11 protein-coding genes are annotated in these 11,666 nt (G+C 65.6%); 7 read left to right on the plus strand and 4 right to left on the minus strand.

What is annotated here, in order from left to right; translation table 11 throughout:
* Window positions 1–15: 15 nt before the first annotated feature.
* Window positions 16–798: a hypothetical protein gene (locus FJW10_RS12605; protein ID WP_140900338.1), complete on the minus strand. Its 783-nt coding sequence runs from the start codon at window positions 796–798 to the stop codon at window positions 16–18.
* 149 nt (window positions 799–947) lie between these two features.
* Between FJW10_RS12605 and FJW10_RS12610 the strand changes: the two genes are divergently transcribed.
* The 6 genes from FJW10_RS12610 to FJW10_RS12635 are packed head-to-tail and all read left to right on the plus strand — an operon-like array spanning window position 948 to window position 6,907.
* Window positions 948–1,574, plus strand: a complete 627-nt coding sequence (locus FJW10_RS12610; RefSeq protein WP_246674235.1) for a DUF4129 domain-containing protein — start codon at window positions 948–950, stop codon at window positions 1,572–1,574.
* Window positions 1,571–2,785, plus strand: a complete 1,215-nt coding sequence (locus tag FJW10_RS12615; protein WP_140900340.1) for a DUF4350 domain-containing protein — start codon at window positions 1,571–1,573, stop codon at window positions 2,783–2,785. The genes FJW10_RS12610 and FJW10_RS12615 overlap by 4 nt, the downstream gene beginning before the upstream one ends.
* On the plus strand, window positions 2,772–3,728 hold the full coding sequence (locus tag FJW10_RS12620; protein ID WP_140835458.1) for a MoxR family ATPase: 957 nt from the start codon (window positions 2,772–2,774) through the stop codon (window positions 3,726–3,728). The genes FJW10_RS12615 and FJW10_RS12620 overlap by 14 nt, the downstream gene beginning before the upstream one ends.
* The gene (locus FJW10_RS12625) at window positions 3,725–5,029 is read left to right on the plus strand and encodes a DUF58 domain-containing protein (RefSeq protein ID WP_140835457.1); all 1,305 of its coding nucleotides are present in this window, start codon (window positions 3,725–3,727) and stop codon (window positions 5,027–5,029) included. The genes FJW10_RS12620 and FJW10_RS12625 overlap by 4 nt, the downstream gene beginning before the upstream one ends.
* The gene (locus FJW10_RS12630; protein WP_140835456.1) at window positions 5,026–6,042 is read left to right on the plus strand and encodes a stage II sporulation protein M; all 1,017 of its coding nucleotides are present in this window, start codon (window positions 5,026–5,028) and stop codon (window positions 6,040–6,042) included. The genes FJW10_RS12625 and FJW10_RS12630 overlap by 4 nt, the downstream gene beginning before the upstream one ends.
* Window positions 6,029–6,907, plus strand: coding sequence for an RDD family protein (locus FJW10_RS12635; protein WP_140900341.1), 879 nt, complete (start codon window positions 6,029–6,031; stop codon window positions 6,905–6,907). Before FJW10_RS12630 ends, FJW10_RS12635 begins: the two co-directional genes overlap by 14 nt.
* A gap of 15 nt (window positions 6,908–6,922) precedes the next feature.
* Here FJW10_RS12635 and FJW10_RS12640 read toward each other — a convergent pair whose 3' ends face one another.
* Entirely contained in the window at window positions 6,923–7,609 is a 687-nt protein-coding gene (locus tag FJW10_RS12640; protein ID WP_042646145.1) for a D-lyxose/D-mannose family sugar isomerase, read from the minus strand.
* Between the two features lie 200 nt (window positions 7,610–7,809).
* Here FJW10_RS12640 and FJW10_RS12645 point away from each other — a divergent pair, with 200 nt between their 5' ends.
* Window positions 7,810–8,868: a D-TA family PLP-dependent enzyme gene (locus tag FJW10_RS12645; protein ID WP_140900342.1), complete on the plus strand. Its 1,059-nt coding sequence runs from the start codon at window positions 7,810–7,812 to the stop codon at window positions 8,866–8,868.
* A gap of 121 nt (window positions 8,869–8,989) precedes the next feature.
* On the opposite strand, the gene FJW10_RS12650 is transcribed toward FJW10_RS12645, so the two are convergent.
* Window positions 8,990–9,748, minus strand: coding sequence for a heme ABC transporter permease (locus FJW10_RS12650; protein ID WP_140900343.1), 759 nt, complete (start codon window positions 9,746–9,748; stop codon window positions 8,990–8,992).
* Between the two features lie 54 nt (window positions 9,749–9,802).
* Window positions 9,803–11,572 (minus strand): glucan ABC transporter ATP-binding protein/ permease, encoded by a 1,770-nt coding sequence (locus FJW10_RS12655; RefSeq protein WP_140835452.1) that lies wholly within the window; start codon window positions 11,570–11,572, stop codon window positions 9,803–9,805.
* Window positions 11,573–11,666 lie beyond the last annotated feature (94 nt).

The raw sequence follows: 11,666 nt of genomic DNA on the forward strand, positions 1-11,666 counted from the left end.
AGTTCCGCGGCGTTTTTACGAGAATATCTCCGCCAGTTCGTCGATGCTTGCACCTTCCTTCGCCTGGCGCAGTTCGACGTAGCTCACCGCCGTGGCGATAGACAGCACCATCGACACCACGGTCTGCACCAGCGCGGCTCCGATCTCGGCTATGATGCCGCCGAACAGCACAAGAACGAGCAATATTCCCCACTGGATGATCATCGCGATGATGATGAGAATAAGGAACAGGCCGAACAGTGCCCAGCGGCTGCCCTTGGTCAGAACCCGGCTGCGCGACATCGAGCCGAACACGCCCCGCCGCTCCTGGATGAGAACCGGCACCGACATCGACCAGCCGAGCCAGAGGATGATGCCCGGCACGATCAACAGCATCAGGCCGATACCCGCGCCGAGACCGACGAGAAGGCCGATGCCAAGCGTCGGCAGCAGAAAGCGGATCGCAATCTGGATGCAGTCGCCGAAGGAGGGGCGCTTGCCGTTGAGGTCCTCGATGGTCGCCCGCACCAGCGCCGACTGCAGCAGCAGCGCGCACACAAAGGAGATCAGCCCGGCGATGATGGTGATGTAGGAATTGCGAAACATGGCGCCTGGGTCGGCCATGGTGGCGGGGTCGCGCTGCATCACAGCGTCGATCTGCGGCTGGGTCCACAGCCTGACGAGCAATGCCGGCAGACCCGCAAACAAAGCCGCCAACCCCACGCAAAGTCCAATGTTTCGGCCAATCACGCCGAAGGTGTTGCTGAACACCCTGCCGATCTCGAATCGACCGGGTCGTCCCAATGTTGCAGTCGTCATGATAATTTCCCCCGAGTCGCCATCGCATCCAATCGGCGACTTCAAAGTAAATTTGCCAAGATTGAAGGGCTACGTCCAGTGCGCTTGCAATTGTCATGGCGTATTGCCAGTGTCTGCCCCGAACCGCAGGTTGCAGGGGGAACGAGCGGGTGACAGCCGCAGCGACGGATGAGGCCGGACGGCTGGCGCAGTTGCACAAGCAGCTGCTGGCCGACGATTCGATCCAGTTCGCGCTGCCGACCTATGTGCGGCCCGAGCCTCCCGAATGGCTGAAGCCTGTGCTGGAGAGCCTGGCTAAGCTCGGCCCTTACATGATCTATCTATTCTGGGGCGCGGTGATCATCGGCGTCGCGATCATTGCTTTTCTGCTTTTCCTCGAGGCGAAAGGCATTGCCTGGCGCCTGCCATGGCGGCGGAAACGCGAAGAGACCGAAACAAGGGAAGAATGGCGCCCTGACGCGGGAGCGGCCCAGATCCTGCTCTCCGAGGCCGATGCGCTCGCCGCGCGGGGCGAGTTTGACGAGGCGGTGCATCTTCTGTTGCGCCGCAGCGTCGCCGACATAGCCACCCGGCTGCCCAACTTCCTGCGCCCGTCGCTCACCGCGCGCGATATCGCCGCCGCGGGCTCTATCCCCACGCGGCCCCGCGCCGCGTTCAGCGAGATCGCCCGCATCGTCGAGGCAGCCTTGTTTGCCCGCCGTCCCGTCGGCGCCGAGGGCTGGCGGCAGGCGCGCGGCGCCTATGAGCGTTTCGCCTTCCGGGATGCCTGGGCATGAGCGCGCAGCCCGCCGAGACGACCGAGGCGCCGTTCAGCCGCAGAACCCTGTTCTGGGGCATCTTCGCCAGCCTGCTGGCGGCGGCCGGTTTTTTCCTTTTGTCCACCTATGCGCCCGATTTCCGCCAGCCCGAGGGCGGCGCCACGCCGTTTTCGAAGGGTGGCACCGGCTATGCAGGGCTTGTCGAATGGCTGAAGCTCGCCAACGGACAGGCGCCACCGATGGAGCGCGGCGAGAAGGACCTGGCGTCGCCGCTGGCCTCGACTTTTCTGCTCATCGTCACCATCGCGCCGGGCAGCGACCCGGCCGCGCTCGACCGCATCATCAAGCTGCGCTCCGGCAAGGACACGCTTTTCGTCCTGCCGAAATGGCAGACCTTTCCCTTGTTCAGCCATGACGGTTGGGAGACCAAGGTCGAGCGGCTGCCCAATACGGTCGTCAACGACTGGCTCGGCCGCATCGCCAAGGCGAAGCTCGGCGAGGCGAAGAACACGCTCTCGCAGATTAATATCGCCGGCCGAACGGTGCCCGCGCCGGAGGAACTGCAATGGGTGGCGGACGACCATCCGCTGATCGCGGCCGGAAACGGCAGGGCTATCCTGACCGAGCTCGACAACGAACCTTTCTACATCCTCACCGATCCCGATTTCATCAACAATGCCGGGCTCAAGGACGAGCGGACGGCAGCCGCCGCGCTCGACATGATCGCCATGATCGAGCCCGCCAAGGGCGCCGTCATGTTCGACCTGACATTGCACGGCATCGGCCAGAAATACGATCTTGCCAAGCTTTTGGTCGAACCGCCCTTCCTGGCGCTGACGCTGTCGGTGCTGGTGGCGGCCGCGCTCGCCTTCCTGCATGGGCTCGGCCGCTTCGGCCCGCCGCGCGCGGAAGGCCGCGCCATCGCCTTCGGCAAGCAGGCGCTGGTCGACACGACGGCGATGCTGCTCAGGCGCGCCGGGCGGCTGCAGGGGCTCGGCGACCGTTACGCATCGCTGATGCGGGCACGAGCCGCGGCGCTGCTCGGCGCGCCGCACGGACTGCAGGGCGAGGCGCTCGACCGCTGGCTCGATTCCCGAGACAAGGGCGAGACGCATGGCTTCAGCCGGCGCTGCATGGCCGCGAATGAATCCAACAATTTGGCCGCAATGCATGAAGCAGCCGAACAGCTGCATGACTGGACGGCAAGGAGGCTCGGTGAACGTCGATGAAGTCAAAGCCCTGGCGGGCGCGATCAGGGAAGAAGTCGCGAAAGCGATTACCGGACAGCGCGATACCGTCGACCTGATGCTGACGGCTTTGTTTGCCGGCGGGCATATCCTGCTCGAGGGCCCGCCGGGTACCGCCAAGACCATGACGGCGCGCTGCTTCGCGCAGGCGCTGGGCGTCGCCTATGGCCGCATCCAGTTCACGCCCGACCTGATGCCCGGCGATATCGTCGGCTCCAACATCTACAATTTCCAGACCGGGCAGTTCACGCTGACGCGCGGCCCGATCTTCTGCGATCTTCTGCTTGCCGACGAAATCAACCGCACGCCGCCGAAGACGCAAGCGGCCCTGCTCGAAGCCATGCAGGAGCACGCCGTCACCTTCGACGGCACCACGCATTCGCTCGGCGGTAATTTCATGGTGGTGGCGACGCAGAATCCGATCGAGCATCAGGGCGTCTATCCGCTGCCCGAAGCCCAGCTCGACCGCTTCCTGTTCAAGCACAGGGTGAGCTATCCCGACCTCAAGGAAGAGCGCGCCATCATCGTCCATCACGGCGGCGGCTCTGCCTCGCACGATATCGAGCAATACGGCATCAAGGCGCGGACCGACCGCAAGACGCTTGAAGCTGCGCTTGCCACGGTCGGCGACGTCACGCTGGTCGACGATGTCGTCGGCTATATCGCGGCGCTTGTGCGCGGCACGCGCGAAAGCCCCGACCTCGAGGTCGGCGCCAGCCCGCGCGCGGGCGCCATGCTGGCGAGAGCCGCGCGCGCCAAGGCGGCGCTCGACGGCCGCAACTACGTCATCCCCGACGACGTCAAGGCGCTGGCCGTGCCGGCGTTGCGCCACCGCGTCGTGCTTTCGCCGGCTGCGCAGATCGACGGGCGGCTGGTCGAGCAGATCGTCTCCGACCTCGTCGACCATACGGAAGCGCCGCGTTGATCTATCCGAGCGGCCGAGCGGTCTGGGCAGCGGCGGCGGGGGCGATCCCCGCCTTCCTGATCGCGCTCGCGCTGCCGCATGTCTGGTATCTCGGCCTATTGTGGATCTGCGTGCTGCTCGCCTTCCTGGCGGTGGACGCGGCGGCGGGCAGAGGCCGCGCCTCGCTCAACGCGACGCTGACGGCGCCGCCGCAGGTCGGCGTCGGCGGGCGCTTCACGCTGCATATCGCGGCGGGTTTCGGCGCCGAGCTGCGGCGCCTGCAGGCGCGTGTCGGGCATGACCAGCGGCTGCAGCCGGTCGCGGGCACCGGCGGCGCGCTGCCGGCCAATGGCGGCACGCTCGATCTCGAATTCGAGGCCATCCGCCGCGGCATCGCCGGCTTCGACCGCCTGTGGCTGCGCTGGCAGGGTCCATTCGGGCTGATCTGGAACCAGGTCGTGCTGCCCGTCGACCGCAAAGTTGCGGTGCTGCCCGACGTCAGCAGCGCGCGCGACGAGGCGATCACGCTCTTGCAGCGCTCCGCTCTTGCCGATGGTCATGCGCAGAAGCGCGCCGGCCAGGGCCGCGAGTTCGAGTCGCTGAAGGATTATCAGCCCGGCATGGGCCGGCGCATGATCGACTGGAAGCGCAGCGCCCGCCACGGCAAGCTTTTGGCGCGCGAGTTCCGGATCGAGGAGAACAACAACATCGTTCTGGCCATCGACAGCGGCCGGTTGATGTGCGAGCCGGTCGACGGCGTGCCGAAGGTCGACCGGGCAGTGACGGCGGCGCTCCTGTCGGCCTTCATCGCGCTCAAGGGCGGCGATCTCGTGAGCCTGTTTTCTTTCGATGCCAGGCCGCGCGTCTCCAGCGGCGCGGTGCGCGGCTCGCCGAGCTTCACCATGATCCAGAAGCGCGCCGCCGAGATCGACTATTCGGCCGAGGAGACCAACTTCACCCTGGCGCTGACCACGCTTTCGGCCAAGCTCGACCGGCGCTCGCTGGTCATCATCTTCACCGATTTCGTCGATCCGATCAGCGCCGAATTGATGCTGCGCACCGTCGGCCGGCTGACCGAGCGGCATCTGGTGCTGTTCATGCTGATGAAGGATGTGGAGCTGGAGACTCTGGCCGACATGGCCCCGGCTACGCCCGAGGACGTCGCCCGTTCCGTCACGGCCGGCGACCTCCTGCGGCAGCGGCAGGTGGTGATCGGCCGCCTGCGTCTGCTCGGCGCGCATGTTATTGAGGCCGACCATCAGCGGCTCGGCCCGGCGCTGGTCGAGCGCTATATCCAGCTCAAGGAGGAGAACCTCTTATGACGCTGTCGGCCGGCACCGATGCCGTGCGCCAGTCGCTGGCAAGCTTCCGCCAGGAGCGCGAAGCCGACTGGAAAGCCTTCGAGGCGCTGCTCGCGCGCGTCGAGAAGCGCGCGCCACGCACGCTGTCGGAAGACGAGCTCCTGTCGCTGCCGTTGCTCTACCGCTCGGCGCTGTCGTCGCTTTCGGTGGCGCGCGCGACCTCGCTCGACAGCGCGCTGATCGCCTATCTCGAGGCGCTCTGCCTGCGCGGCTATTTTTATCTCTATGGCGCGCGGCGGAGCCTGCGGACGCGCATCGGCGACTTCTTCCTGCACGATTGGCCGGCTGCGATCCGAGACCTGTGGCGCGAGGTGTGGACATCCGTCGGGCTGACGGTGATCGGCGCCATTGCCGGATATTGGCTGGTCGCTTCCGACAAGCGCTGGTACGACGCCATCATCGCGCCGAGCCTGGCCGGCGGGCGCAACCCGGATTCATCGGCCGAAACGCTGCGCAGCGTGCTTTACGGCGGCGGCGACCATTTCCTGTCGGGGTTCGCGGCCTATCTCTTCACCCACAACACGCAGGTCTCGATCCTGGCCTTCGCGCTAGGCTTCGCGTTCGCCGTGCCAAGCGTGCTGATCATCCTGATGAACGGCTGCATGCTCGGCGCCATTTTCCAGATCTATGCCGCCAAGAGGCTCGGCTTCGAGCTCGGCGGCTGGCTGTCGATCCACGGCACGACGGAGCTGTTCGCCATCGCCATCGCCGGCGCGGCCGGCATGCGCATCGGCACCAGCATCGCCTTTCCCGGCGAACTGACCCGCATGGCGGCCGCCGCTCGGGCCGGTCGCGTGGCGGCGACCGCCATGATCGGCGTCACGGTAATGCTGCTTTTTGCCGGACTGCTCGAAGGCATCGGCCGGCAGACGATCACCAGCGACATTGTCCGCTATTCGATCGGCGGCGGCATGCTGGCCTTTTGGATTTGTTATTTCTACCTGTTCCGGATGGTGCGGCATGGCGACCGCTAGGACAGCGAAGGTCAAGAACCCGGCAGCATTGATCCGTCCGCTTGTGACGCCGGAAGGCGTCGACCTCAGGGTCAAGCTGGCCGACGCCGGCACCCGGGCTTCGGGCTTCCTGCTCGACGCGGTGATCATCCTCACTGCGGCCGTGGTCGTCTCTCTGGTGATAATCTTTGGCCTGGCGGGCCTCGGCTTCCAGGACGCGCAGCCACTTTTCATCGTCTGGATCATCTTCATCTTCTTCCTGCGCAACGTCTATTTCATCGCCTTCGAAGCGGGACGGCGGGCAGCCACACCGGGCAAGCGCATGGTTGGCGTGAGGGTCGCGTCGCGCAGCGGCACCGGCCTCACGCTCGATCAGGTCATCGCGCGCAATCTGATGCGCGAGATCGAGGTGTTCCTGCCGCTGTCGATCCTCGCCGCGCGCGCCAGCGCCGATGTCGCCGACACGCTGACGACCATCTTCGGCCTGGTCTGGACGCTGCTGTTCTCGCTGTTCCCGCTGTTCAACCGCGATCGGCTGAGGATCGGCGACCTGCTCGCCGGCACCTGGGTGGTCGAGGCGCCGAAAGTGGCGCTGCTCGAGGATCTTTCGCGGCGCAAGGACCCGATCGCGGCGCGCTTCCAGTTCAGCCCCGCGCAGCTCGACGCCTACGGCATCGCTGAGTTGCAGAAGCTGGAGGAAGTGCTGCGCCGCGACGACTATTCGGCGCTGAAGGCGGTGGCGGAGACGATCGGCCGCAAGATCGGCGCCAGGGTCGAGCCGATCGATTCAAAGGCTTTTCTCACCGCCTATTACGGCGAGTTGCGCGCGCATCTGGAGCGCAAGCTGCTGCTTGGGAACCGCAAGGCCGATAAGTACGCGCGGTAGCGAAGCGTCCCTCGCCTACCCCACCCACTTCTCGTAATCCGACACCAAGAGGTGCAGCGGCGGCACGTCCTCGTCGATGTTGGAGAAGCGGCCGATCGGCTCGCGGAAGACGTTGTCGGTGAGGTCGTCGTTGACGGTCGAGACCTCGCCGATCAGCACGTCCTTGCCCTCGGCCCAGAAGGCGTGCCAGACGCCGGGCAGAAGCGTGACGCTCTGGCCCGGGTCGAGCTTCAGCAGCCCGCCCGCCGGCAATCTGGTGATGGTGCCGTCGACCGGGACCGACACTTCGGCCTTCGGATCGATGCCGCCGTCGCGGTCGTGCATGAACAGCTCCAGCACCAACTTGCCGCCGCCGCGGTTGATGATGTCCTCGGCCTTGATGTTGTGTCGGTGCATCGGCGACAGCTGGTCCTTGCGCGAGATCATGATTTTTTCGGCATAGAGCATGCCCATGCCGAGCTTCATGTCCTCGTAGCGGCCGTTGCGCACCGTGAACAGGAACAGGCCGAGCTCATCGAACTTCTCCTGGCCGTAATCGGTGATGTCCCAGCCGAGGCGCGAGGTGAAGATGGCCGAGGAGTCCGCTTTATGCGCCTTCATCTCTTCCGGCGACCAATAGGCGAAGGGTGGCATGATATAGCCGAAGGAGCGGATGAAGGCGTCGGCTTCGCGGATGATGTCGTTGATCTTGGAGCGCTTCATGGTCTGTTCCTCCCGGCCGTTGCCTGCTGAAATCTGCCCATCCGAATAGCCCAATGCCCGCCCGCTGTCGACGCAAACCGACGGGTTGGCCCCGTGACATGGGCGGCTTTCGGGGCCATAAACCCAACTGATTTGTTTTAACGCAATGTCTTCTCCCGCAGCGGTTGCCGCTCGAAAGACATGCTTCGGACGGTGATCCCATGCCAAGCATAGACGACCTCGACACGCCGGCGATCCTCGTCGATGCGGCCCGCGCCGAAGCCAACATCAAAAGGGCGCAGGCGCATGCCGATGCGCATGGGTTGAAGCTCAGGCCGCACATCAAGACGCACAAGCTGCCTTACTGGGCAAAGAAGCAGGTGGCGGCGGGCGCCGTCGGCATCACCTGTCAGAAGATCGGCGAGGCCGAGGTGATGGCCGATGCCGGGCTGTCCGACATTTTCCTGCCCTACAACATCCTCGGCCGCGCCAAGCTGGAGCGGCTGAAGGCGCTGCATGGCCGTGTCACGCTCTCGGTGACGGCGGACAGCCACGAGACGCTGGAAGGGCTTGCCGCCGCGTTCACCGATGCCGGCCATCCGCTGTCCGTGCTGGTCGAGTGCGACACCGGCATGGGCCGCTGCGGCGTGCAGAGCGCCGACGACGCGCTGGCGCTGGCGAAGGTGATCGACAAGGCCAGGGGTCTCAGTTTCGGCGGGCTGATGACCTATCCGGCCGCGGGGCGCGCGGCCGAGGCGGAAGCCTGGCTGAGGACCGCGCGCGATACGCTTGCCGCGGCGGGGCTCGAATGCGAGCTTATCTCCAGCGGCGGCACGCCGGACATGTGGCGTTCGGGCGAAGACAGCGTCGTCACCGAATACCGGCCCGGCACCTATATCTATCTCGACCGCTACCAGGTCGCCAAAGGCGTCGGCACGCTGGACGACTGCGCGCTGACGGTGCTTGCCACGGTGGTCAGCCATCCGACTGCGACCCGCGCCATCCTCGACAGCGGCAGCAAGGCGCTGTCTTCAGATACGCTCGGGCTGCCGGAGTTCGGCGAGCTGCTCGGGGTGCCGGGCGCGCACGTCACCGGCTTAAGCGAAGAGCATGGCACCGTGACACTCTCGGACGGCGCGGGCCTTGGCATCGGCCAGCGCGTGCGCGTCGTGCCCGATCATTGCTGCGTGGTGACGAATTTGTTCGACCAGGTGCACCTGATCGACGGCGACAAGGTGCTGGAAACGCTGCCGGTGGCGGCAAGGGGACGGATGGGGTAGTACCTCCCCTTCTCCCTTGTGCCCGGCCCTTCGCAGGCTCAGGGCGTTCAAAGCTCGAAAAGCCAAGCAATTGGCTTTTCGTCCGCTACCGCGGCCGCTTCTCACCCCACGAGAGGAGAAGTTAGATCCGCTCCGCCTGTCGCGCTGCAACCCTGCGCATCGCAGTCACGCGGCGCCTGAAAATCTCCGTGCGCATCGCCATCAGATGCAGCGCGAAGAACAGCACGGTGAAGCCGAGCGCCATGGCGCCGAGCGGCCACAGCATCGAAGGGTCGATGGTCGGGCCGCCCAGGCGGAAGACCGACGCCGGCTGATGCAACGTGTTCCACCAGTCGACCGAGAATTTGATGATCGGGATGTTGATGAAGCCGACCAGCGTGATGATGGCGGCGGCCCAGGCGGCGCGGCCGGCATCATCCAGCGCCCGGGTCAGCGCGATGATGCCGAGATACATCAGGAACAGCACGAACACCGAGGTCAGCCGTGCATCCCACACCCACCAGGTGCCCCACATCGGCTTGCCCCAGATGGAGCCGGTGATCAGGGCCAGGGCTGTAAAGGTGGCGCCGATCGGCGCCGCCGATTTCAGCGCCACGTCGGCCAGCGGATGACGCCAGACCAGCGTTCCCAGCGCCGCGATCGCCATGATCGTGTAGCACATCATGGCGAGCCAGGCGAAAGGCACATGGATGTACATGATGCGCACGGTGATGCCCTGCTGGAAATCCTCCGGCGCGGTGAAGCTCATATAGAGGCCGATGGCGAGCAGGATCGCCGCGACCGCCGCCAGCCACGGAATGATCTTGTCCGCCAGCCCGACGAAGCGCGTCGGGTTGGCGAGATCGGTCCAGGCGGCAAGTCGTGAGGTGGTGTCGCTCATGCCGACCTAAATAGACCGGCAATGGGTCAGGGGCAATCGGGGGAGTCGCAGCCTTTACGCCGCTTCCGTAACCGGACGGCTGAGGCGGCGGACCTCCTCGTCGTTGAGCAGGCCGCCGGCGCGCAGCAGGGAGGCGAAGCGGCCGTTACGCAGCGACAGCTCGGTGAAGCCGCCGGACTCGACCACCTTGCCGTTGTCCATGAAGACGACGAGGTCGGCGTCGCGGACCGTGGTCAGGCGGTGAGCGATGATGAAGGTCGTGCGGTTGCGGCGCAGCTCGTCGATCGCTTCCTTGACGCGGTCCTCGGTTTCCACGTCGAGCGCGCTGGTCGCCTCGTCGAGCACCAGGATCGGGGCATCCTTCAGCACGGCGCGGGCAATGGCGATACGCTGGCGCTCGCCGCCCGAGAGCTGGCCGCCGCGCTCGCCGACGACGGTGTCGTAGCCGCAGCTCTTGGAGAGGATGAAGTCCTGCGCGGCGGCGGCATTGGCGGCAGCGTGCACCTCGTCATTGCTCGCATCGGCGCGGCCGACGCGGATGTTGTCCTCGATCGAGCGGTTGAGCAGGCCGGCGTCCTGGAAGACGGTGGCGATCGAATGGCGCAGCGACTTGCGGGTCACCGTGCGGGTATCGATGCCGTCGATCAGGATGCGGCCGCTGGACGGCGTGAAGACGCGCTGCAACAGATTGATGAGCGTCGTCTTACCGGCGCCGGTCGGGCCGACGATGGCGACCGTCTGGCCGGCCTGGACCTCGAACGAGACGTCCTCGATGCCGTGACCGGAATTGGCGAACTCGAAGCTGACGTCCTCGAAGCGCACATGGCCGGTGACGTTGGTGAGCTCGCGCAGGCCATCGGGCTCGACGGTATCGCCGGCCGAGTCTTCAAGACGGTAGAAGTCCTCGAGCTTGGCGCGCGCCTCGGAAATCTGCGTCGTGAAGGCAGACATCTGGTCGAGGCGGGCGATCAGCATCCCGGCAAAGCCGGTGAAGGCGACGACATCTCCGACGCGGAGCTGGCCCTGGGTAACGAGATAGGCGCCGATCGACAGCACGATCATCATCGAGATGGTCGACGACAGGCGGTTCAGCGCATTGGCGATCGCCCACCAGTCGAGCACCGGGTTCTGCGCGTCGAGAAGGTCCTTGACGTAACGCTTCAACGTCGCGGTCTCATGGCCGATGCGGTTGTAGCTCTGCAGCACGGCGACATTGCTGACGCTGTCGGAGACATGGGCAAAGACGGTGTGGTAGTGGCGCTCGACGGCGGTCTGCCCCGACTTGGTGCGGCGCATGACGATGCGGCCGATGCCAACGTAGAGCACGCCGAGGCCGAGCAGCACGATGGACATGCGGATATCCATGGCGAGCGCGGTCGGCACCAGCAGCACCAGCGCGATGGCGGTCGAGAGATGCACGCGCATGAATTCGAGCCACAGGCTGAACAGGGTCTCGACGGCGCGCAGCAGCGTGTGCAGCGAATTGGACGTGCCGCGCTGGTGATGCCAGGCGAGCGGCATGGTGATCACACGCTCGAAGGACTGGCACAGCACTTCGGAGCGGCGGGCATGGGCGAAGCGATCGGCGCCGCGCGCCACCAGCACGAAGGCGATGACGTTGAAGATGCCAAGAGCGGCCCAGACGGCGAGCGTCGAAAACACCGGGCCTTTTTCCGAGATGGCACCGATCACCCGGCCGAGCAGGATCGGCTCGAGGATTGCGATCGCCGCGAGCGCGACATTGGCGCAGCAAATCAGCGCGACGCGCTTCTTGTCGGCCGCCAGATAACCCAGCGCTCTAAAGTAGATCTGCAGAAGTGACACTTCAGCTACTCCGCCAAACTCTTGTCCGTGCTCAATGCCCGTATTGTGCACCGCACCATTTTTTGACACGTATCGGTTAATGTGTCGCGAAACA

Origin of the sequence: Mesorhizobium sp. B4-1-1 (genome assembly GCF_006439375.1) — a bacterium.
GTDB lineage: Bacteria > Pseudomonadota > Alphaproteobacteria > Rhizobiales > Rhizobiaceae > Mesorhizobium.